13 protein-coding genes are annotated in these 25634 nt (G+C 45.1%); 12 read left to right on the forward strand and 1 reads right to left on the reverse strand.

Annotated features, from left to right (window positions below):
- Window positions 1-436 precede the first annotated feature (436 nt).
- The 6 genes from ISX59_RS07025 to ISX59_RS07050 all read left to right on the forward strand — a co-directional run bounded on the left by ISX59_RS07025 (window position 437) and on the right by ISX59_RS07050 (window position 12300).
- On the forward strand, window positions 437-3505 hold the full coding sequence (locus tag ISX59_RS07025; protein WP_220575766.1) for a TonB-dependent receptor: 3069 nt from the start codon (window positions 437-439) through the stop codon (window positions 3503-3505).
- Window positions 3506-3516: 11 nt separating this feature from the next.
- Window positions 3517-5037: a RagB/SusD family nutrient uptake outer membrane protein gene (locus tag ISX59_RS07030; protein ID WP_005779130.1), complete on the forward strand. Its 1521-nt coding sequence runs from the start codon at window positions 3517-3519 to the stop codon at window positions 5035-5037.
- Between the two features lie 126 nt (window positions 5038-5163).
- Window positions 5164-7464 (forward strand): beta-glucosidase BglX, encoded by a 2301-nt coding sequence (bglX, locus tag ISX59_RS07035; RefSeq protein ID WP_005811975.1) that lies wholly within the window; start codon window positions 5164-5166, stop codon window positions 7462-7464.
- A gap of 158 nt (window positions 7465-7622) precedes the next feature.
- On the forward strand, window positions 7623-8978 hold the full coding sequence (locus tag ISX59_RS07040) for a glucoamylase family protein (protein ID WP_032531082.1): 1356 nt from the start codon (window positions 7623-7625) through the stop codon (window positions 8976-8978).
- Window positions 8979-9722, forward strand: a complete 744-nt coding sequence (locus ISX59_RS07045; protein ID WP_032540359.1) for an SGNH/GDSL hydrolase family protein — start codon at window positions 8979-8981, stop codon at window positions 9720-9722. It abuts the gene before it with no gap.
- 139 nt (window positions 9723-9861) lie between these two features.
- Window positions 9862-12300 carry a two-component regulator propeller domain-containing protein gene (locus ISX59_RS07050; RefSeq protein WP_220575767.1) on the forward strand — a complete coding sequence of 813 codons (2439 nt, stop codon included), beginning with the start codon at window positions 9862-9864 and terminating at the stop codon, window positions 12298-12300.
- A 92-nt stretch (window positions 12301-12392) separates the two neighbouring features.
- On the opposite strand, the gene ISX59_RS07055 is transcribed toward ISX59_RS07050, so the two are convergent.
- Window positions 12393-14042, reverse strand: a complete 1650-nt coding sequence (locus ISX59_RS07055; protein ID WP_032540361.1) for an ATP-binding protein — start codon at window positions 14040-14042, stop codon at window positions 12393-12395.
- Window positions 14043-14405: 363 nt separating this feature from the next.
- Here ISX59_RS07055 and ISX59_RS07060 point away from each other — a divergent pair, with 363 nt between their 5' ends.
- The 6 genes from ISX59_RS07060 to ISX59_RS07085 all read left to right on the forward strand — a co-directional run bounded on the left by ISX59_RS07060 (window position 14406) and on the right by ISX59_RS07085 (window position 25595).
- Window positions 14406-17759: a TonB-dependent receptor gene (locus ISX59_RS07060; protein ID WP_005811985.1), complete on the forward strand. Its 3354-nt coding sequence runs from the start codon at window positions 14406-14408 to the stop codon at window positions 17757-17759.
- A gap of 17 nt (window positions 17760-17776) precedes the next feature.
- Window positions 17777-19624, forward strand: a complete 1848-nt coding sequence (locus ISX59_RS07065) for a RagB/SusD family nutrient uptake outer membrane protein (RefSeq protein WP_032542863.1) — start codon at window positions 17777-17779, stop codon at window positions 19622-19624.
- A 350-nt stretch (window positions 19625-19974) separates the two neighbouring features.
- The gene (locus tag ISX59_RS07070) at window positions 19975-21882 is read left to right on the forward strand and encodes a heparinase II/III-family protein (protein WP_032542862.1); all 1908 of its coding nucleotides are present in this window, start codon (window positions 19975-19977) and stop codon (window positions 21880-21882) included.
- 3 nt (window positions 21883-21885) lie between these two features.
- A complete protein-coding gene (locus tag ISX59_RS07075) occupies window positions 21886-23097 on the forward strand; it encodes a glycoside hydrolase family 88 protein (protein ID WP_032542861.1) in 1212 nt (403 codons plus the stop codon).
- 20 nt (window positions 23098-23117) lie between these two features.
- Window positions 23118-24029 carry an alkaline phosphatase gene (locus ISX59_RS07080; protein ID WP_032536776.1) on the forward strand — a complete coding sequence of 304 codons (912 nt, stop codon included), beginning with the start codon at window positions 23118-23120 and terminating at the stop codon, window positions 24027-24029.
- A 30-nt stretch (window positions 24030-24059) separates the two neighbouring features.
- Window positions 24060-25595: a beta-N-acetylhexosaminidase gene (locus tag ISX59_RS07085; RefSeq protein WP_005811994.1), complete on the forward strand. Its 1536-nt coding sequence runs from the start codon at window positions 24060-24062 to the stop codon at window positions 25593-25595.
- The last annotated feature ends 39 nt before the right edge of the window (window positions 25596-25634 follow it).

The raw sequence follows: 25634 nt of genomic DNA on the forward strand, positions 1-25634 counted from the left end.
TATATATCTCCATGAACGTATAAAGAAAACGCATCTTTTTTTTATATATTTATGCGTCTCACCTTTATAAACACACAAAAAGAACTATATCAAATTCCCACGTTACCACTGCAACAAGAGATTGAGCCAAGAGCGGTTTTGAAGCAAATGGCCAAGTCGCACCGAAGGATAGTCCTCACAGTATAAATGGTTTCGCCCAGGTGATGTTTCTATCATCTGGGCGAATTGTTTTTGACCGATCCATTCAGGGAGCCATATATAAAAATACATTAGTCGGATTCCAAGTCCGACATATGTTAAAAGTGCAGGGAGTTTGAATCCGTTCACATCTTTTTCGACATTTATTTGTTTCATTGGGTACTTTTGCCGTCGATATAGCTATCGAGTATCTGAAAGAGAACTGGCAGAAGGTGTGTTAAATCAAAATAGTTATACAATGGTAAAATTTAATGCAATGAAGACTAAACCTTTACGACCTCTTCGGCAGAAGAGAGCCTTATGGCTAAAAAGTGTATTTATCCTGACGTGCCTACTGCTGAGCGCATCGGTAGCCATGGCGCAAACCAAAACAGTAACGGGTACTGTTACAGATTCAACCCATGAGCCCCTGATCGGCGCATCTATTCTGGTAAAAGGGACTTCTACCGGAGCCATCACCGATATGGATGGCAAATACTCCATCTCGGTAACGCCCAACGATGTACTCGTATTCTCGTATGTAGGATATGAAAAGCAGGAAATCAAAGTGGGGCAGCAGACTGTGATTAATGTCACGCTTAAAGACGACTCCCAAATGCTTGCCGAAACAGTAATTATCGGTTATGGTAGTGCCAAGAAACGTGACCTGACCGGTTCTATCACCAACATCAAGGGTTCGGAAATAGCCAACAAACCGGCCACTAACCCACTATCATCCCTACAAGGAAAGATTGCCGGTGTGCAGATTGTCAATTCCGGACAGGCAGGTGCCGATCCCGAAATCCGTATCCGCGGCACAAACTCCATCAATGGTTACAAGCCGCTGTATATTGTAGACGGACTCTTCAATGACAATATCAACTTCCTGAACCCGGAAGACATCGAATCGATGGAAGTATTGAAAGACCCCTCTTCATTGGCTATCTTCGGTGTACGTGGTGCCAACGGCGTGATCATCGTAACTACCAAACGCGCCAAAGAGGGACAGACGCTGGTCAACATCAACACCTCTTTCGGCTGGAAGAGCGTAGTAGACAAAATCAAAATGGTGAATGCGCCACAGTTCAAGGAACTCTATAACGAGCAGATGGCGAATCAGGGAAACACCCCATTCGACTTCAGCAACTGGAACGCAAATACGGACTGGCAAGACGAAATATTCCAGACCGGATTCATCACGAACAATAATATCAGTATCACAGGTGCTTCGGAAAAACATAGTTTCTATCTCGGTGTGGGCTACTCGCACGAACAGGGAAACATTAAGCATGAGAAGTATAGCAAAGTGACGATCAATGCAAGTAATGATTATAAGATCACCAAAGATATCAAAGTGGGATTTCAGTTCAACGGAGCACGAATGCTCCCGGCCGACAGCAAAACGGTTCTGAACGCTATCCGTACCACTCCTGTAGCTCCGGTTTACAACGAAGAATACGGTCTGTATACTTCATTGCCGGAATTCCAGAAAGCACAGATGACCAATCCGTTGGTTGACGTAGATCTGCGTGCCAACACCACCCGCACCATCAATTACCGTGCATCGGGCAGCATTTACGGTGAAGTGGATTTCCTGAAGCATTTCACATTCAAAGCAATGTTCTCCATGGATTATGCCACCAATGACAGCCGGACTTACAAACCGATCATTAAAGTATATGACGCAACCGTAGCCGGCAATGTGGCTACACTCGGAACGGGAAAGACGGAAGTGAGCCAGAACAAACAAAACGAAACGAAAGTGCAGAGTGACTATCTGCTGACATACCAAAACAGTTTTGCCGATGGTACACACAACCTGACCGCTACTGCCGGTTTCACAACCTACTACAATTCACTCAGCGGACTGGATGCTTCGCGCGGACAGGGTATCGGGCTGGTAATTCCGAATAATCCCGATAAATGGTTCGTCAGCATTGGCGATCTGGCTACCGCTACCAACGGAAGTACACAGTGGGAACGCACCACCGTGTCCATGCTGGCCCGTGTCATCTATAATTATAAAGGGAAATACCTGTTCAACGGCTCGTTCCGTCGTGACGGCTCATCGGCCTTCGCATACACGGGCAACCAATGGCAGAACTTCTACTCTGTAGGTGCCGGATGGCTGATGACTGAAGAGGAGTTCATGAAAGACATCACATGGCTGGACATGTTGAAACTGAAAGGTTCGTGGGGCACATTAGGTAACCAGAATATGGATAGGGCTTATCCGGCAGAACCGTTGTTGGAGAATGCTTTCGCCGCCGTATTCGGCAAACCGGCTATCATCTATCCGGGTTACCAACTGGCTTACCTGCCCAACCCGCGCCTCCGCTGGGAAAAAGTAGAAGCATGGGAAACCGGATTCGAGACCAATATGTTCCGCAACCGCTTCCATCTGGAAGGAGTATATTACAAAAAGAATACCAAAGACCTGCTGGCTACCGTACCGGGATTGTCGGGAACCGTACCGGGTATCGGAAATCTTGGAGAAATAGAGAACAAAGGTATCGAATTGATGGCCTCCTGGAGAGATCAGATCGGCGACTGGGGATATTCTGTCAGCGCGAACCTGACCACTATCAGTAACAAAGTGAAGAGTCTGGTACAGGAAGGATACTCCATCATCGCAGGCGACAAAAGCCAAAGCTACACAATGGCAGGCTATCCGATCGGTTATTTCTATGGCTACAAAGTAGCGGGCGTTTACCAAAACCAGGCCGAGATCGACGCTTCACCGGCGAATACACTGGCAACCGTCACACCCGGCGACCTTAAGTTTGCCGATGTAAACGGAGATGGAAAAATCACACCGGACGACCGCACGATGATCGGTGATCCGACACCGGACGTAACATACGGCATCAGCCTCGGCCTTTCATATAAGAACTGGGAAGTCAGCATGGAAATGATGGGACAAGGCGGCAATCAGATTTACCGTACCTGGGACAATTATAACTGGGCACAGTTCAATTATATGGAGCAACGTCTCGACCGCTGGCACGGAGAAGGCACATCGAACACGCAACCCCTGCTGAATACAAAACATGCCATCAACAGCGAGAACTCCGAGTACTTCATCGAAGACGGCAGCTTCTTCCGTATCCGTAACCTCCAACTGGCTTACAACTTCGACAAAACCTTGCTGGCGAAAATACGCATGCAGGCTCTGAAGGTTTATGTCAACATACAAAACCTGAAGACGTGGAAGCATAACACAGGCTATACACCGGAAATCGGCGGATCGGCCATTGCCTTCGGAGTGGATAACGGAACATATCCGGTACCGGCAGTCTATACATTTGGTATTAACTTAACATTTTAACGAAGCAGAGTATGAAACTAAATAAATACATCCTACCCATTGCATTAGCCGTATCGGCTCTGAGCTTCAGCAGTTGCAACGATTTTCTGGACCGTCACCCTCAAGGGCAGTTCACCGAAGATGATAATCCCGGAGCACTTGCCGAAGGAAAAGTCTTCAATATCTACACCATGATGCGTAACTATAACATTACCGCAGGTATCCCGGCCTTTGCCATCGAATATTTCCGCTCGGAAGATTCGGAAAAAGGAAGTACGGCGAGCGACGGTGCCGATCAGGCTGCCATGTACGATGATTTCCAGTACAATACCAATAACGGACTGATCAAAGCCTACTGGAGCCAGAATTACGCTATCATCTATCAATGCAACGACGTGATAGAAACCATCGAGAAAGGTAACCTGACAGAAGAAAATGATCTCCGGAATAAGGGAGAAGCTCTTTTCTTCCGTGCTTACTGTTACTTCAACCTGGTCCGTGCATTCGGCGAAGTGCCGTTGGTCACTTTCAAAGTGAACGACGCCTCGGAAGCCAATGTACCGAAGACCACCGCCGAAGAGATCTATAAACAGATCGACTCAGACCTGACACAGGCTGAAGGGCTTTTACCCCGTCAATGGCAGTCTGCTTACCTGGGACGTCTAACCTGGGGAAGTGCCCGTGCACTGCATGCCCGCACGTATATGATGCGTAACGACTGGCAGAACATGTATACTGCCTCAACCGATGTAATGAATTCCGGACAGTATAATCTGGACACTCCTTATGACGTTATCTTTACCGATGATGGCGAAAACAGCAGTGAGTCGGTATTTGAGCTGCAATGTGCATCGACTGCCGCCCTGCCTGCAAGTGATAAAATAGGCAGTCAGTTCTGCGAGGTACAAGGTGTACGCGGCTCCGGCCAATGGGACCTTGGCTGGGGATGGCATATGGGAACCGAACTGATGGGTGAAGCATTCGAACCGGGTGACCCGCGCAAAGACGCTACCCTGCTCTACTTCCGCCGTTCGGATGACGACCCGATTACTCCTGAAAACACCAACAAGCCTTATGGAGAGTCTCCGGTATCACAGGCTGACGGGGCTTACTTTAACAAGAAAGCTTATACCAACCCGGCACTTCGTGAGGAGTTTACCCGTCATGGTTTCTGGGTGAACATCCGTATCATCCGCTATGGCGACGTAGTGCTAATGGCTGCAGAATCGGCTAATGAGTTAGGTAAAACAGGCGAAGCATCGGGTTATCTGGAAATGGTACGTGCCCGCGCCCGTGGCAACAATCCGGACATTCTGCCCAAAGTGACTTCATTGGATCAGACCGTGTTGCGTGATGCCATCCGGCATGAACGACGGGTAGAACTCGGATTGGAATCGGGACGTTTCTACGACCTGGTACGCTGGGGTATCGCTTCGCAAGTGCTACATGCTGCTGGCAAAACGGGTTATCAACCCAAGAATGCCTTGCTGCCACTTCCACAGGACGAGATAGACAAGTCGAAAGGCGTATTGGTACAGAACCCGGATTATTAATCTCAGAGTTTCACCACAGATTACACAGATTATCATAGATATATTAAGTGCAGATTATCAATCCAATGGATCTCTTCTCTGTGATAATCCGTGTAATCTGTGGTGAACTCTTAACCATATACAGTTATGAACAAGAAATATTCTTTACTCATTCTGCTTGCACTTTTACTCCCGTTGGGGCTGCAAGCGCAAAAAGCTCCTCAGGACATGGACCGTTTCCTCGACAATCTGCTGAAACGGATGACCCTGGAAGAAAAAATAGGGCAGCTTAACCTGCCGGTAACAGGTGAAATCACCACCGGACAAGCTAAAAGCAGCGACATCGCCGCCAAGATAAAGCGAGGTGAAGTAGGTGGACTCTTCAACCTGAAAGGAGTGGATAAAATTCGTGACGTACAACGTCTGGCTGTAGAAAATTCCCGTCTGGGTATCCCTCTGCTCTTCGGTATGGACGTGATTCACGGCTACGAAACCATCTTTCCTATCCCATTGGGGCTTTCGTGTACCTGGGATATTCCGGCCATCGAAGAATCGGCACGTATCGCAGCCATCGAAGCAAGCGCTGACGGCATCTCGTGGACTTTCAGTCCGATGGTAGATATCAGTCGCGATCCACGCTGGGGACGGGTATCCGAAGGTTCGGGCGAAGATCCTTTCCTCGGAGCTCAGATTGCCCAAGCCATGGTACGCGGATATCAGGGAAAAGATATGCGCCGTAACGATGAGATCATGGCTTGTATCAAGCATTTTGCCTTGTATGGGGCAGCCGAAGCCGGACGGGACTACAATACCGTAGACATGAGCCGCCAACGGATGTTTAACGATTACATGCTCCCCTATCAGGCTGGTGTTGAAGCCGGAGCAGGCAGTGTAATGGCTTCATTCAACGAAGTGGAGGGTGTGCCGGCAACTGCCAACCGATGGCTGATGACCGATGTGCTGCGTGGAGCATGGGGATTTAACGGATTCGTAGTGACAGACTTCACCGGAATCTCTGAAATGATAGAACACGGGATTGGCGACCTGCAAACCGTATCGGCACGTGCCATCAATGCGGGAGTAGATATGGACATGGTCAGTGAAGGCTTCGCCGGCACATTGAAAAAATCGATCGAAGAAGGCAAAGTATCGGTAGAAACCGTTAATACCGCTTGCCGCCGCATTCTGGAAGCCAAATATAAACTGGGATTATTTGACAATCCTTATAAATATTGTGACCTGAAACGTCCGGCACGTGACATCTTTACCAAAGAGCATCGTGCCGTAGCCCGGAGAATTGCCGGAGAAAGTTTCGTACTACTGAAAAACGGACAGCTCTCTCCCGGTTCCTCTCCCCTTCTCCCTCTCTCACCCACCGGTACCATCGCAGTGATAGGTCCCTTGGCCAATACCCGCTCGAATATGCCGGGTACGTGGAGTGTGGCGGCAGTTCTGGACAAGAGCCCATCTTTGGTAGAGGGATTGACCGAGTGGGTAGGCAATCAGGCAAAGATTCTTTATGCCAAAGGCAGTAACCTGATAAGCGATGCTGCCTATGAGGAAAGAGCCACCCTGTTTGGCCGTTCGCTGAACCGCGACAACCGTACTGACAAGCAACTGCTGGACGAAGCGTTGAAAATAGCTTCACAGTCGGACGTAATCATTGCCGCGCTGGGCGAATCATCGGAAATGAGTGGCGAAAGCAGCAGTCGTACCAACCTCGACCTGCCGGACGTACAACACACACTCCTGGAAGCTCTACTGAAAACAGGCAAGCCGGTGGTTCTCGTACTCTTCACAGGCCGTCCGTTGGTGCTGAACTGGGAGCAGGAGAATGTACCCGCCATCTTAAACGTATGGTTTGGAGGTTCGGAGGCAGGCTTGGCTATCGGCGATGTACTGTTCGGAGCAGTGAACCCAAGCGGCAAACTCACCATGACTTTCCCGAAGAATGTAGGCCAGATTCCGCTTTACTATGCACACAAAAATACAGGTCGCCCGCTCAAAGAAGGCAAATGGTTTGAGAAATTCCGCAGCAACTATCTGGACGTAGACAATGATGCACTTTATCCGTTCGGATATGGATTGTCGTATACCACATTCCGCTTCAGTGATGTCACTTTAAGTCAACCCTCCATCGGGATGGACAATCAGTTGGTAGCCTCCGTCACCGTAACGAATACCGGAGACCGTGCCGGCAGTGAAGTAGTGCAGCTCTACATCCGTGATCTCGTAGGCAGTGTCACCCGCCCGGTAAAAGAGCTTAAGGGATTTGAAAAGATCTACCTGCAGCCCAATGAGTCGCGTACTGTCCGTTTTACGATTGCTCCGGAAATGTTGAAGTTTTACAATGCCGACCTGCAATTCGTAGCCGAACCGGGCGATTTCGATGTGATGATAGGACCTGACAGCCAGAACGTGAAAACGGCACGGTTCACGTTGCGTTGAATCGGATACACAAGGGAATAGAAATGAATTAATCTCACCACAGATTACACAGATTAACACAGAATTTTAATCTTAAATATCAACGGGATAAATGATTAATCTGTGAAAATCCGTGTAATCTGTGGTGAAACCAAAACCATTACAAACAAGAAATCATTATGAATACCCAACTTGTCACTCACAACAGCAAGCTCCTCTTCTTCCTCTTCGCTCTTTTTCTTCTTGTAGCTTGCAAGCCAAAGGATAAACCTTCTTCTGCCGCTACCCTGACAGACGATGCCCTGATGGATACCGTCCAGCGACGAACCTTCAATTATTTCTGGGAAGCAGCCGAACCCAATAGCGGACTGGCACGCGAACGCTATCATATGGATGGCGAATATCCGGCCGGAGGTCCGGAGATTGTTACTTCAGGAGGAAGCGGCTTCGGCATCATGGCCATACTGGCGGGTATCGATCGTGGATACGTCAGCCGGGAAGAAGGGCTGCGCCGCATGGAGAAAATAGTCCGTTTCCTGGAAAAGGCGGACCGCTTTAAAGGCGCTTACCCACACTGGTGGAACGGTGAAACGGGACGTGTGCAACCTTTCGGACAAAAAGATAATGGAGGCGATCTGGTAGAAACAGCTTTCCTGATGCAAGGTTTGCTGGCCGTACATCAATACTATGCAGGAGGTTCAACCGAAGAGAAAGCTCTTGCGGCACGTATCGATAAACTATGGCGGGAGGTAGACTGGAACTGGTATCGCCGTGACGGGCAAAATGTGCTTTACTGGCACTGGAGTCCGGAATATGGTTGGGAAATGAACTTTCCGGTACACGGCTACAATGAATGCCTGATTATGTATATCCTTGCCGCTGCTTCTCCTACTCATGGAGTGCCGGCTGCGGTATATCATGAAGGATGGGCACAGAATGGCGCGATTGTTTCTCCACACCGGGTAGAGGGTATCGAACTGCATCTCCGCTATCAGGGTGGAGAAGTCGGTCCGTTGTTCTGGGCGCAGTATTCCTTCCTCGGACTCGATCCGGTGGGTTTGAAAGATGAATATTGCCCGAGCTACTTCAACGAGATGCGAAATCTTACACTGGTAAACCGTGAATATTGCATCCGCAACCCCAAACATTATAAAGGTTACGGGGCTGACTGCTGGGGGCTGACCGCCAGTTATTCCGTGGATGGATATGCTGCCCACGGCCCGTTGGAACGTGATGACCGGGGAGTGATCTCTCCCACCGCCGCCCTCTCTTCCATCGTCTATACACCGGACCAGTCACTGCAAGTGATGCGTCATCTGTATCAGATGGGAGATAAGGTATTCGGTCCTTACGGATTCTATGATGCCTTCAGCGAAACCGCGGACTGGTATCCGAAGCGATATCTGGCCATCGACCAAGGGCCGATAGCCGTAATGATAGAAAACTACCGGACCGGACTTCTATGGAAACTTTTCATGAGTCATCCCGACGTGCAGAACGGATTGAAGAAACTTGGATTTAACGTAAAGAAATAAATGATAAAATCAATATTTATCACCTTTTGTACTGTCCTCCTCTGCTGCAAGAGTGTTGCAGCAGAGGTACAAACGCCACAGGATTCTGTGCGCTTTAGCGAATATCTTCCTGTCCGCCACACGGATCCGGTTACATGGGTAACCCGATACCAAGGAGAAATAGACCGGTACCAAACAGAAAACCGGACATTGAAAGATACTTCTTGCGACGTTCTCTTTTTAGGCAGTTCTTCCATCAACTTGTGGGATAACATTTACCGGGACATGGCCCCACTGAAGATTCTCCGCCGTTCATACGGTGGTGCCGCCTTACGAGACATGCTTTATAATTACGACGTGATTGCCCGGGGATATCACCCGCGCAGTATCGTGGTTTATGTAGAAAATGATCTTGCAGGTACCCCCGAGGATCTGACTGTCGGAGAAACATTCGACTTTTTTCGTTTACTGACCAACCGGCTGCAACGGGACTATCCGGATATTCCGATATTCATTCTCTCCTATAAGCCTTCGCTCGCACGCAAGGAGATGATTCCGAAGCATGAAATCATTAATACTTTGCTTAAAGAGTATGCTTCGAAGACGGACGGACTCACTTATGTCGACGTAGCCTCTTGCTTGTACGGTGCAAACGGAGAACTGCGAAAAGATATCTTTAAACCGGACGGCCTGCACATGAATCAGAATGGCTACGATCTCTGGACCGCTATCCTGAAACCGAAAATACAGGAAAGCATCCGATAAACCTACGATTTCCCCCACAAGCCTCCCTATCTGTTGAATGGTAGGGAGGTTTATTTCTGTTTATATACTTTTTTCATAGAGTTGGTATACTAAATCTATCTGTTATTTATATATTTGCGTTTATAAATACGGAATAACTATGAATAAACACAAATTAGCCTTTTCTTTTATCGGCATTTTCATCGTTCAATTATCATACGCCGGATATTTTAAACACATAGGTAGAGAAGAAGGTCTTTCGCAATCGTCTGTTATGGCTATCTATCAAGATAAACTGGGTAGAATGTGGTTTGGTACACGTGAAGGGGTCAACATCTACAATAGTGATAGGATGACGGTTTATAAAGCATGGATCCAGAACGGGAATCAACCGGATCAGAAAGTTCTGATAGGGAATGAGGTGAGCGCCATTACTGGAAGTCAAAACGGAGATGTGTTTTTAATTGTTGATCGTGCTTTATTGAAATACGATATTCGTAAAGAGACTTTCGAACGTCTGCGTCAAGGATCTGTCTATGCTTTAACATCTCATGCCGGTGAGATATGGTGTGCCGGACACGACTCTATTTTCCGATACAATCCCCAAAACAATCAATTAGACTTTCAATTAAAAACAGGTATATCATCCATCAACTATCTGACGATAAATGGCAACAGGTTTTATATCGGTGCCAAAGAAGGTCTATATACCACGGAAAACAAAGGGAGGGTTCAATGCCTGATCCCTAAAGTAGATGTTTATCGTATTTTTCAAAGCTCCTGTCAGGAACTTTGGGTAGGCTGCCGTACACAAGGGCTATACCGTATCAACCGGAACGGACGAATCAACCGCATTCCTTATGACCCCTCATCACCAAACGGCATTTCCAGCGAACAAATACGTGAATTTGTAGAAGATCAGCAAGGAAACATCTGGTTCGGGACCTTCGACGGTTTACAAAAATATGATCCAAGCACCCAAACCTACAGCCTCATCAAGCAAGAACAACGCCCGGGAGGACTCAGCCATTCTTCTATATTTTCACTCTATCAGGATGTACAAGGCACTATCTGGATAGGTAGTTATTATGGAGGAGTCAACTACTTTAACCCGGATAACAACGCATTCAATTACTACACTTATAATCCCGATCGTAGCGACTGTCTCAACTACCCGTTCGCCGGGGCTATGACCGAGGACAAAGATCACCACCTATGGATATGCACCGATGGTGGTGGATTGGCATGCTTAGACCGACAAGCGGGACATTTCACCACTTACACTGCCGGAGGCCCCAACTCACTGCCCCACAATAATCTGAAAAGTATTTGTTACGACCCTAAAAGAGACTGCTTATATATCGGTACACATATGGGAGGACTCTCCCGGTTCGACCGCAAGACCGGACGTTTTTACAACTACCTCAATCATTCCACGAAAGGCCTCAAAGAGCCCAATGATGTTATCTTCCAAGTATCTTTCTATAACGACCAGCTAATCGTTTCCGCTCGTAACGGAGTTTTTTCCATGAATCCCGATACAAATGAATTCCGCTTGCTTTATGACGGATATTACTATCAAACTTTCACCATTGATCCCAAAGGTTTTCTCTGGTTGTCGGCAGGTACTAACTTATATAGTATAAATCTGAAACACCCTGAAGAAGTCAAATCATTCAGTCTGCCTGCATCCATTGGACAGTTCGGCATCAGCAAGATTTTGAAAGGTAACAATCAATATCTTTATATCGCCACTTTAGGTTCAGGACTTTTTTGTTATAACGAACAAACTCAGACCTGCATCAACTATACTCCCGAGCAGAACCAATTACTCAGTAATTATTGCTATAATCTTCTACAGACTTCGACAGACAACATACTCATCACAAGTGATCGGGGTATCACACTGTTTAATCCAACCACCGAATCATTCCGTTCCATTGAACTGGATAACGGACTGTCCCTTTCATCCATCATTAATGGTTGTGGTGTATGGATGTGTAGTGACCATACTATATTTATCGGAGGTACAGGAGGGCTTAGTTCTTTTCTGGAAAAAGACCTGAACAAAGAATATCCCAAACCTAAACTCTATTTTTCAAGTTTATCCGTCAACAACGCACGGATAAGTCCGGATGACAAAAGTCGTATACTGACAGAAGGGCTCCCTTTTGTCCGGGAAATAAATCTAAATGCCACCCAAAATAACCTGACTATTGAGTTTGCTTCTTCCAACTATGTGGATATACTGAATAATACTTGGTATGAGTATCAGTTAGAAGGTTTTGACAAGCAATGGTCACTCACCTCACAAACAAGCCTGAAATACACCAATCTGGATCCTGGAGACTACGTGTTACACGTACGGCAAAAAGGCAACTCCCTGAAAATGCGCAAAGCACAGGAGATCTTATTACAAATACATATCAATACCCCATGGTACCTTACTTGGTGGGCATGGCTCAGTTACATCACTATCAGCATTTCAGTGACCTATTTTATCTGGCGCGAAAAAAGTTCCAGAAGAACTTTGGCGATATTACGGCAAAGCCTCTTTTCTCTTACCTATCATCAGATTCTTTTTAATCCAGCTATTTAAATAGACCATGAGTCCATATTGATTAAATAGTTTCTTTACGAGCGTAAATTTACTTTCAGATGTTATTCTCCTTATCCGGTATCCAACTTAGGTCATTTAAGATTTTCCTGTTTAGCTCCTTTGCGATATTCCATCGGAGTAACGTTATATTGGTTTTTAAAACAACGACTGAAATAGCGCGGAGAACCGAAACCTAACCTATCGGATATTTCTGCTACCTGCAAATAAGGTTCGTTCTTCAACATCAGCGATGCTTTTTTCAATCGGTGATTTAGAATAAATTCATTGGGTGTCATTCCTGTCAATGCTTTGAATTTTGTGTGCAACAACGTCCGCCCCATTCCAAGTTCCTGACATAATATACCAATATCAAAGTCCTCATTATCAAGATACTTATCTACCACTTTGATTACTCTATCCAAGAAACTTTTATCTATCGGATTAGCAGCCAACAGATCGACTTCCGAAATCTGATCTTTAGCAAAACGGCTTTGCATCAACAAGCGGTTACGGATCAAATTATTGCAACGGGTTATTAAGATTTTTGCATTGAATGGCTTGGTGATATAGTCGTCTGCCCCACGACGTAGTCCTTCAATATTTTGGTCTACAGTGTCAAGTGCAGTCAACAACACAATCGGAATGTGACACAGGTTTATGTTATTCTTTATTTTCAGGCACATCTCCGTTCCTGTCATTACCGGCATCATAACATCACTCACTATCAAATCGGGAACTTCTGCAAAAGCCTGTTTTAATCCCTCCTCGCCATTAGCTGCCGTCACCACCTGATAAAGTGATGAAAATATTTCTTTAAGTACATGCAGAAGTTCCACATTATCTTCTACCAACAGAACTTTCCGTTTCCCTTCCCGCCCATCTATCAAGGGAGTTTCGAACATAGAATCATCCTTTTCCATAAAGTTCTCATCCGGTATGGTACTCTCTTGTATCATAGGCTCTTTTTCTGGAGATTCCAGAAAAACGACTTCAGTATCCTTTTCAAAACAAGCACGAGTTTTAGGTAACTTCACAATAAAACAACTTCCTTCATTTAACTCACTTTCTACCTCAATTGTACCATGATGTAGCTGAATAATACTTTTCGTTAATGCGAGTCCGATACCAGTGCCAACATGAATCGCTTTATTCCGATTGTCCGCCTGATAAAAACGGTCGAATATCCGCTCCTGTTCTTCTTTACTAATGCCATTTCCGGAATCTTTAACCGCAATAATTACCTGATCCGGCGTAGTAGAGGTCAATATATTTATTTTTCCTTTATCCGGAACATGTTTAAAAGCATTCGAAAGCAAATTAAACAGAACCTTTCTCATTTGCCAGTCATCTATCCAAATAAATACATCCTGCTCCAGTAGCTTCAGATGATAAGAAATAGACTTCTGAGAGGCATAAGCTGAGAAAGACAGATAGACCTCCTCCAAAAATGTATTCAGACTTTGTTCCGATAGTTTTAATTGGATATAGTTTTGATCGAATTTCCGGAAGTCAAGTAATTCTGAGATTAGGAGTTTCATTTGTTGGGCATGCTTCCTTATCCTGAAAATACTGTTGTGCAAAGATGGAGGTATTGTATTCTTCTGTAACATAAGTTCTACCTGACTTATAATGAGAGTTAAAGGAGTACGGAACTCATGGCTCACGTTGGTAAAGAATCGTAATTTAGCTTGATTCATTTCTTCAATATGTTCCTTTTCAATACGTTCTTTCTCCAGCGACATCGCCAAAGTTCTTCTGGAACTTCTACTGAGTTAAGAACAATTAGTGCCTATACTGCGAACAAAAATAGCATAGAGAGGTCTGCTTCACGACATAGTCCGATTCTTTCATTTGTTTTTTGTAAAGTTTAATAGTATACGGATCATGAAAAAGAACAAATTATGCCCAAGATTCCTATTCAATTTAGCATCTTATCACAAAATTTTGTACATAAAACCATATGGAAAACACGGATTAGGACAGCTTCCAAATAGGCTCTGAATAATTAGTGCCCCTATTGAGAATAAAAGTATCACATCGGATCAGATCAGTTACCGTAGTTTTGCGATGTATTTAACACTTTTATTAACTCAATCTAAAGTATTATGAGAAAAAGCAAATTACATTTGCTACCCTTATCTTCTAAAAGGGTACTTGTAAGTACATCGTTAATAATGCTTTTAAGCGGTAGTGCCTGGGCTGTTTCTTCACAAGAGACAGTTGAAAACGGAGATGCGATCACAGCAGTCCCCCAACAGCACAGAACGATTAAAGGTATTGTAAAAGATGCAAATGGAGAACCGATTATCGGAGCTAACGTCATTGTAAAAGGTAATAAAACTATTGGCGTCATCACAAACCTGAACGGAGAGTTTAGTCTCGAAGTACCGTCCAACGCAACACTGCAAATCTCTTACATCGGCTATCTCAATAAAGAAGTCAAAGTAAGTGGCAACCAGGTGTCTTTCAACATCCAACTGGAAGAAGACAGCAAAACACTCGACGAGGTAGTAGTGGTAGGGTATGGCACACAGAAGAAAGCAAATTTAACAGGTGCCGTATCTTCCGTTGATTTTGAAGAACAAACTAAATCACGCCCCATTACGACAGTATCTTCGGCATTAGCCGGTCTAAGTCCAGGACTTCAAGCCAGCTCAGGCTCGGCAATGCCGGGAGAGGATAACACAACCCTACGGGTACGCGGTAACGGTACAATGAATAATGCCTCACCTTTGATTATCATCGATGGCATGGAAGGTTCATTGAATGCCATTAACCCTCAGGATATAGAAAATATCTCTATTCTAAAAGATGCAGCTTCTTGTGCTATTTATGGTGCCCGTGCTGCCAACGGAGTCATCTTAGTCACAACAAAAAGCGGCGATCGCGACAAGATACAGGTAAACTATAGTGGACGCGTCTCTTTCAACAGCCCGACACGCATGATAGAAACTATGAGCAACTATGCGGATTATATGGAATTAATGAACGAATCTTGCGAAAATGTTGGCTCCGGAACTCTTTTTGACCAAAAGTATATCGATTTGTGGAGAGAGAAATCAAAAGATCCCAATGGAGTAAACGAAAACGGTGTTCCTAATTACATCGCATACCCAAATACCAACTGGCTGAAAGAGCTATACTCAGGAGGTATGATACACGAACATAATCTTTCGGTTTCAGGAGGATCTAACAAAATTCGTTTCTTATTGTCAGCCCGTTATCAGGATAATGAAGGTATTGTAGACAATACAGCCAACAAAACCTACTCTGTACGTGCCAATATTGAAGCCAACCCAACTCAATGGTTGACTTTAGGTACGCGCACTTATGCCTCACAAATGGACCGTGAAGTGGGTGACTTTAGCAATGCCAATACTTTCCTCCGACAATCTACAGCCGGTACTTATCCTGAATGGAACGGAAGTTTCGGCTACCCGGAATGTCCGGACGAACGTGCAACAGCCAATAACCCACTATATAAACTGGCACGGAATGATGGCTTCAAACGCTACAACCGTTTCAACACGACCCTATTTAGTAAGGTCAAGTTCTTTAAAGATCTAAGTTGGGATTTCAACTTCAATTACAACCGTTACATCTACGAAACCCGCCAATGGGGAGTACCCGCTTATCAGACACGTTTCAGTGACGGGGTAATTGTCGATGGTATCACTCCTCCTTCTCAATTAAGCACAAGTTTCGGTTATGAATCCAATTATTCTTATACATTGGAAAACCTGTTAAACTACCATCACACATTTGCTCAGAAACACGATGTATCCGCATTGTTAGGTTATCAGGAATTCTACAAGAATTACTATACTGTAGATGCCGCAAAGAAAGGCTTGATCGACGAATCACTGAACCAGTTTGATGAAGCAACCGAAATGACAAGTACCAAAGGTGCAACCCAGGATTATGCCACACGTTCTGTATTCGGACGCGTGAACTATGCATATAATTCCCGGTATTTATTTGAGGCGAATTTCCGTTATGACGGATCCTCACGCTTCCATAAAGATCATCGTTGGGGATTCTTCCCTTCCTTATCAGGTGCATGGCGCATCTCAGAAGAAAGCTTCATGGAAAATACCCGTGCCTGGCTGGATAACCTGAAAATCCGTGCATCTTGGGGTAAATTAGGTAACTCTGAAATTGGTAACTACGAATACATGTCGGTATACAGTACCACCAACGCAGTATTTGGAAATGCCTTAAATTCTGCACTGTATATGGGTGCCATCGCCAATAGCTTACTGCAATGGGAATCTACCACCTCTGTCAACTTTGGTGTTGATGTTAATTTATTAAAGGACCGTCTGAGCATAAGTGCCGACCTGTATCAGAAGAAAACCGACGGTATCTTATACCGCCCAACTATTCCTTATGTATTCGGAACAATGACTGCCCCCCGTCAGAACCTCGCCAAAGTGAGCAATAAGGGAGTTGAGTTATCACTGGGATGGCGTGATAACATAGGAGGGGTTAGCTACTCCATTAACGGCAACTTCTCATACAACAAAAGCAATATAGATGCCTATAACGGCTCTTATGAAAGAACATGGGTAGAAGATCCGAGTAACAAACTGACCGGAGGTAAATGGGAAGATAATATCGGTAAAGTGTCCAGTGGTGGCACAACCCCCATTGTTGAAGGCCGCATGATGAATGAATACTATTTACGGAACGTTTATCATGGCAATGGCTCTTACTACAATGCGGATGGCAGCGTAAATCCTCAAGGAGGACCTAAGACCGGTATGATCCGTACAGAAAAAGATATGACATGGGTAAAAGACATGATCGCAGCCGGATATGAATTTCAACCAGGCAAGACGGTTGCCAAAAACAAGATCTGGTATGGTGATTACATCTATGCCGACTCCAATAATAATGGAGTATATGGTGACGATAACGACTATACTTTCCAAAAAACATCCAATAAGCCCAAATACAATTTCGGTTTTCAGGCCTCTGCCGCATGGAAAGGATTCGACCTCTCTATGGTATGGGCGGGAGCTGCCGGATTCAGCATATACTGGGGAGCAACCACTGGCTATAATGCCGCATCTACAGAATGGGGTAGCACCATCGCACAACGGATTGCCGAAAACCATTATTTCTACAATCCCGAAAATCCGGATGATCCACGTACCAACATCAATGCGAAATATCCGCGTATGGCTTATATAGACGGCTATGTACAAAATCGTCATGGAAATACAACTTTATGGCTATACAAAGGTGATTACATCAAATTGAAGAACCTGTCTTTAGGTTATACTCTACCGAAAAACTGGGTTTCAAAAATCGCTATGCAGAATGCACGTGTTTACGTTTCAGCTGAAAATCTGCTGACAATTACCGGATTTGAAGGCCAAGACCCGGAATCTGCTACCGGTATGGGCTATTCTCCGTTTAGAACAATTGCAATAGGTGCCAATATAACATTCTAAATAAATCTTGAAATCTTATGAAACTATTAAATAAATTATTCATATTAACAGCCACAGCAATTGCTATAAGCAGTTGCCAGGGAGATTTACTGGACACAAAGCCATATGATAAAGCATCATCGGGCAGTATGTGGAGTAATGAAAACTTTTGTACTATGGGAGTAGCCTCTATCTACGCCACCCTGCGCGAAGGGTATGTGGCAAAAGAGGCTTATCTAATGGAGGCATTCAGCGTGGGTGCAACCTGCCGCGACAACGATTATCCATTGCTGGCCGGTACAGCTTCTATCGGTTCCGGAATATTCTCAGACTATTGGAAACAACATTATGCAGGTATCTATCGTGCCAATGATGCCATTGTACATCTACCCGACGCACCGATAAGTGAAAGCGTAAAAGGCAAATTATTATCCGAAGCAAAAGTATTGCGTGCGTTTTATTATTACAAACTGAATGCAGTCTTCAGGGGTGTTCCTTATTATAATACGCCTATGGAACTTGATCAAGCAGACAAACCACGTGAAAGCGAAGAGAATATATGGAATTTCTGCATACAAGATTTAACCGACGCAATAAACGATCCGAATTTCCCCGACCGTATCGCTGCCGGTAAAGCAGAATGGGGTCATGTCACCAAATCAGTGGCTTATGCACTGCGTGGCAAAATCTATCTGTGGACCAAAGAATGGAGTAAGGCGGAAGCAGATTTCCGTAAAGTAGGTGAATTGGGACATTCATTATTTCAGGATGGTTACAAGCAACTCTTCAAGGAAGCTAATGAACAGAGTGATGAAGCTATCTTCTCTTTGCAGTGTATCGATAACAATGGCAGCACTTACGGAAATTCCATGAGCTTCCGTTATGGTGGCCGTACTACATTTGGTTCTTGCTGGAACACCATGTTGGCCAGTGTGGATTTTGTAGAAACCTACGAAAATATAGACGGCAGTAAATTTAACTGGGATGAATACATTCCGGGGTTCTCAAGCTTAGATATTAAAGACCGTGAAGTATTCTTCTTGCGTAATACTGATCCGGCAACAGTAAAAGCACAGTATCGCGAAATCGGCTTTGACGGTACGGAAGAGGCATTAGACGATATGGTAAAAAAAATAAAAGCAAAAGTAGACGGACGTCTGGAAAAGCTGAGTGACAAGGCAAAAGCATTCTATCTGCCGGCAGGAAACGAGGCCCGTATTAAAGCTGCTTATGACAGCCGAGATCCTCGTTTAGCCCAGACTGTCATCACTCCATATGCTACATATGATGGTTCCGGAAACAGCGTAGACCACACCTTCACTTCACGCTGGCCTTATTATGGTGCCGACACCGATTATCCTTATGACTTACGCACTGACACCCAGAGCCATTTATACTATTTGTTCCGCAAATTTGTTGCCGAAGGTTCAAGTGAAATGACCAATCGCGAACAATCTCCGATTGACCTGCCAATTATCCGCTACGCAACTGTCGTCATAGGATTGGCTGAAGCATTGAATGAGCAGGGTAAAACCGACGAGGCCATCGAATGGTTGAATAAAGTACGCCAACGTGCCGGTGTTGCACTGTTGAACAGCAATACTGCCACTATAGTCCAGGGACAGGAAGATATGCGCATTCGCATCCAGAATGAATTCCGCTGGGAAACAGCAGGTGAAGGGGTTGACTTTTACGAAGAACTCCGTTGGAAAACATGGAAAGAAAGTAAGTTTAATAATGCTGATGGTACAGCCGGAATGAAAGATGTATGGGGTACTGTCACCTATCCTTATACATGGGGAGGAGACCAATATTATGTATGGCCAATCCCAAAACATGAAACTGATATGAATAAATCACTGACTCAGAACTCGGGCTGGAATTAAACAAATACGTTTAAGCTACTGATTCTTATAAACCAAAGGGCTGTGTCAAAACTCTTTTCGCCACAGATTACACGGATTATCACAGATTATCAACATAGATAATCAATGACTTAAAATTCACTCTGTGTTACTCAGTGTCTTCTGTGGTGAGTTTCGACACACGCCCTCTATTCCATCTGAAAAGAAAGTTCTAAATAAACTCTCTTATCGACTTTTCCTCTTTTGAGGATTGGCTCCCTCAAATATCCAACTAAAATAGAAAATTTATATAGCATTAAGAACCATTTAGTAAGATGAAATAGCAATAAATTTTGTTACTTTGCCTACGTTAAAATCTTAATTTTATTACGATGAAGAAATTATTAATATTCACTCTCTTGCTATGCTGTACTGTAAGAGCCCTCAGCTATACAGAACGGAACTATCTTCAAAAACAAGCCAGCGTAAGCAGTTTGCAGGAAGTGCTTATATTAAATCAACAATGGGTCACTTATCCTGCTTATACCGACCGAACCGGATGGGACACTTTTTTAGGCTCTTTCAAGAATGAATGTATCCTTCGCGGAGAAAAGCAGCTGAATTATCAATGGCAGGTTGTGAAAGCTACTGATTATATGGAATTTGAACGCAGCGGCAACCGTAGCGTTATGGAAGCTCCCTTCGCCAACAATAACAATGCCATAGCCGACCTGCTACTCGCTGAACTCGCAGAAGGGAAAGGACGATTTATCGATCAGCTGATCAACGGTGTATATCATTCCTGCGAGATGACTTCCTGGGCATTGGCCGCCCATTTGAATGCACAACAGTCTCACCGCTCACTACCCGATTTTAAAGAAAACATCATAGACCTGACAGCAGGTGATCTGGGCTCTTTACTCGCATGGACCTATTATTACATGCATCAAGAATTTGACAAACTCAATCCTGCCATATCCGAACGTTTACGGCATACGCTCCAACAGCGTATACTGGATCCTTACATGAATAACGATCACTTCTGGTGGATGGCAGTGGACTATAAACCGGGAATGATGGTCAACAACTGGAATCCTTGGTGTAACAGCAACGCCTTAATGTGTTTTATGCTGCTTGAAAATGATAAAGAAATGTTAGCGAAGGCAGTATACCGCAGTATGGTTTCGGTAGATAAATTCATCAACTATACCCATACCGACGGTGCATGTGAGGAAGGTCCCTCCTACTGGGGACATGCCGCAGGAAAAATGTTTGATTATCTGGAATTACTGTCAGCCGTTACCGGAGGAACTGTCTCCATCTTCGATAATCCCATGATAAAGAATATGGGCGAATATATATCACGTTCATACGTGGGCAAAGGATGGGTGGTTAATTTCGCTGATGCCTCGGCGAAAAGCAGTGGAGACGCTCCCTTGATATTCCGGTATGGCAAGGCTGTAAACAGTAACGAAATGAAAGGATTCGCTGCTATGATTAACACCAATAAGCTTCCTTCCGGACGCGATATATACCGTACGCTTGCTGCTATAAAAATTGCGAACGAACTAAAAGAAACTCAAGCGGCACATCTCACTCCCCCATTCTCCTGGTATCCGGAAACCGAATTCTGCTATATAACTGACAATAAAGGAAACTTCCTGGCCGCTAAAGGAGGATATAACGACGAAAGCCATAATCATAATGACGCAGGTACCTTCTCATTCTGGATAGACCAAACTCCTTTTCTTATTGATGCCGGAGTAGGGACTTATACACGCCAGACATTCAGCAAGGATCGCTACACCATTTGGACCATGCAGAGCAATTATCACAATCTCCCCCTGATTAATGGCGTCCCCCAGAAATACGGAGCAACATATAAAGCAACACAAGTACAAGCTGACAAAAGGAAAAACACATTCACAGCCAATATAGCGACAGCCTATCCGGCCGAAGCAGAAGTGGAATCATGGATACGTTCCTATTCACTTCAGAAAGGACAATTACGGATTTCAGATTCTTTCCGTCTGAAGACAGCCAAACAGCCCAATCAAATCAATTTCATGACATGGGGGCAGGTGTGTACGGAAATACCGGGAAAAATTCAATTGGAAGTAAAAGGAAAGAAAGCCGTCATAGAATATGATAAACAACTGTTCGATGTGAAAACAGAAATAATCCCATTAACAGATCCCCGGCTATCCAATGTATGGGGTAAATCGATTTGTCGCATTACACTCACAGCAACAAACATTTATAAAACAGGAAATTATTCTTTTACCATAAAAAAACAATAAAACATGAACTTAAAACCCTTATTGGGAGCAGCCTGCGCAATGATATGTGTGGCTTGCTCAAGCCACAAACCCACAGTACCGTCTTTTATAACAGAAAATGTAGAATTTGCCAAAGCACAACTCGGTTTGGCCATCGACACCATCGAGGCCAGCGGAAAATGTCTCAATCCTGTAACTCTCAATAGAGATGGATCTGTATATTACTGCGGATATGCCGATTGGCGCAGTGGATTTTTTCCCGGTAGCATCTGGTATCTGTACGAACTGACAGGTGACACCAGCTACCTCCCACTGGCCAGAAAATATACTGAAGCCATTCGCCCGGCCGAGCACCTGACTTGGCATCACGATATAGGATTCATCATTAATTGCAGTTTTGGTAACGGCCTGAGGCTCGCTCCCGATACAGCTGCATATAAAGACGTAATGGTACAGGCAGCCAAATCACTTTGTACGCGTTTCCGCCCCAATGCCGGAGTCATTCAAAGCTGGGATGTAAAGGGTAATAGCTGGCAAAGTGAAAGAGGCTGGGAATGTCCGGTTATCATTGACAACATGATGAACCTGGAACTTCTGTTCGAAGCAACCAAACTGTCCGGTGATTCCACTTTCCATAAAGTAGCCGTAGCACATGCCGACCGTACTCTTTCCGAGCATTTCCGTCCTGATGGAAGTTGCTATCACGTAGTGGACTACAATATTTCGGACGGCTCCGTACGCCATAAACAAACAGCACAAGGATATGCTGATGAATCGGTTTGGTCACGTGGACAGGCATGGGCCATCTACGGCTTCACTATTTGCTATCGTGAAACGAAAGACCGCAAATATCTGGATCAGGCACTGAAAACATTCAATAGGATGAAAAATGATCCGCACATGCCCGAAGATCTGATACCTTACTGGGACATGGACGCACCCAATATACCCGATGAACCCCGGGACGTCTCTTCCGCATCCTGCATCGCTTCTGCCCTGTACGAGATCAGCACATATGACGTCCCCGATGCCGCTTCTTACAGGGAATATGCAGACCGCATCATGCATAGTCTCGCATCACCTGACTATCGGGCCGCATTGGGCACTAACGGCAATTTTATCCTGATGCATAGCGTAGGCAGTATTCCGCATAATAGTGAAATCGACGTACCTCTGAACTATGCAGACTACTACTTTCTTGAAGCCTTGAAGCGTAGAAAAGATTTAGATAAATAATTTTATTATAAAAAAGTATCATGAAAACACAAGTGTTTAAATTAGCCTGTTTAATTATCTGTTTATTAACGATAGTTCCCAATTGCCATGCCGGCAGCAAGTGGAAAGCCAAACATGTAGTTTTGATTGGGTTGGACGGCTGGGGTTCCTACAGTGTAGAGAAAGCGAATATTCCCCATATCAAACAATTAATGAATGATGGTTCTTACACACTGACCAAACGCTCTGTACTCCCTTCGTCCAGTGCAGTGAACTGGGCATCTATGTTCATGGGAGCAGGCCCGGAGCTACACGGATACACGACTTGGAATTCAAGCACCCCGGATCTTCCTTCGAAAGAATTAAGTAAAGATGGCATTTTTCCAACTGTATTCCAATTGCTCCGCGAAGCTGACCCGAAAGCTGAAATTGGCACTCTCTACGAATGGATCGGCATCAAATACCTGGTAGATACGCTGGCAGTAAACAAATACAACCAAGGGATTAACTACGAAAAACATCCTACGGAACTATGCGAAACAGCCGTGAAGTATATTAAAGAGAAAAAGCCGGCTTTGACACTTATCGCTTGGGATAATCCGGATCATGTAGGACATAAGGAAGGACATGACACACCGGCTTATTACCAGAAGCTTGAAGAAATAGACGGATACATCGGCAAAGTGATTGACGCGGTGAAAGAAGCCGGAATGCTGGATGAAACGATTTTTATAGTAACATCCGACCATGGCGGAATCAATAAAGGACACGGAGGAAAAACAATGCTGGAAATGCAGACTCCGTTCATCATCTCGGGGAAAAATATCAGGAAAGGGCATGAGATTCAGGCCAGCATGATGCAGTTTGACGTAGCCGCTACCGTGGCTGCCATTTTCAAACTGAAACAGCCACAAGTATGGATCGGAAGGCCTATAATGGAAGTATTTAAGTAAAAAAGAATGCTAACAAGTTAAAGACATAGGATGAAACGAACCAACAGACCATTATTCATTCATAATACAGCAAGAGGGAGAATAAAATTTCTTCTTCTTGCTCTATTTGCTTTTCAAGGCTTACAAGCACAAAAGCTATTCCCCGCTCCTTCTGCGATAGAGACACATAAAGGCACATTCTCTTATGACGAAATTTCGGCTGAGTGTGTACGAACTACTATCTCTAAGTCTCTGCCTGCCATCGGTACAGCATATTCGGATGAAGCATATCAACTGGAAATTACGCCGGATTCTATCTTCATTGATGCCACTTCTGAGAAAGGCGCATTTTATGCCGGCCAGGCCATCAGACAACTGGCACAGCACGAACGGGGCAAAATCCGCTGTTGCCGGATTTACAGTTCGCCACGCTACGCATGGCGCGGATTTATGCTCGATGAAAGCCGCCACTTCTTCGGCAAAGAGAAAGTAAAACAATACCTCGACCTGATGGCGAGGCTCCATCTCAATGTATTCCACTGGCATCTGACAGACGAACCGGGATGGCGCATTGAAATCAAAAAATATCCTAAGCTGACGGAGATAGGAGCCGTCGGTAATTGGCATGATGCCAAAGCAGCTCCGCAGTTCTATACACAGGACGACATCCGGGAGATCGTGGCCTATGCAGCCGAACGCCAGATTATGGTGATTCCGGAGTTCGATATGCCGGGACATGCCACGGCAGTCTGCCGTGCCTATCCGGAGGTATCGGGGGGAGGTGAAGGACGCTGGAAGCATTTCACATTCCATCCTTGCAAAGAAGAAACTTATCGTTTTATCAGCGATGTGCTCGATGAAATAACCGCTCTCTTTCCGGCTCCCTATATCCATATCGGAGGTGACGAAGTGCACTATGGTAACCAGAACTGGTTCACAGATCCGGATATCCAGAACTTCATAAAGGAAAAAGGGCTGGTCAATGAAACCGGACTGGAGCATTACTTCATCCGCCGTGCCGCCGATCTGGTAGCAGCCAAAGGCAAGAAGATGATCGGTTGGGACGAAATAGTGGATGCCGGTATCTCCCCCTCGAAAGCACTGGTGATGTGGTGGCGTCACGACCGCAAGTACCAGTTGCTGAAAGCGCTTGAACAGGGCTATCAGGTAGTGCTGACTCCACGCCGTCCGCTGTATGGCGATTTCGTACAGGATGCCTCACATAAAGTGGGACGCTATTGGGATGGATTCAATCCGTTGCAAGATGTCTACGCTTTTCCCGAACCGGTCAGTCATCTCTTTAAAGGATACGAAAATCAGATACTGGGTATGCAGTTCACACTCTGGACCGAACGGATCGCGGATGCCAAACGACTGGATTTCATGACCTTCCCGCGTTTGATAGCCTTGGCAGAATCGGCATGGACTTCACCCGGCGCAAAAGACTGGAGCCGTTTCTGCATGCGGTTGCCGTCCTTCCTGGACTATCTGAAGGAACAAGGCATCTATTATTTCGATGTGATTCACCCACAAGAAACTCCCGAACCGGGCGGACCGGAGAAAGCGGACGTATTACAAAACGGATAGGGAAATACAGATGATCTCAATAATAACATCATTAATCAA

The organism is Bacteroides sp. FSHCM14E1 (assembly GCF_019633785.1).
Taxonomy (GTDB): Bacteria; Bacteroidota; Bacteroidia; order Bacteroidales; family Bacteroidaceae; genus Bacteroides; species Bacteroides hominis.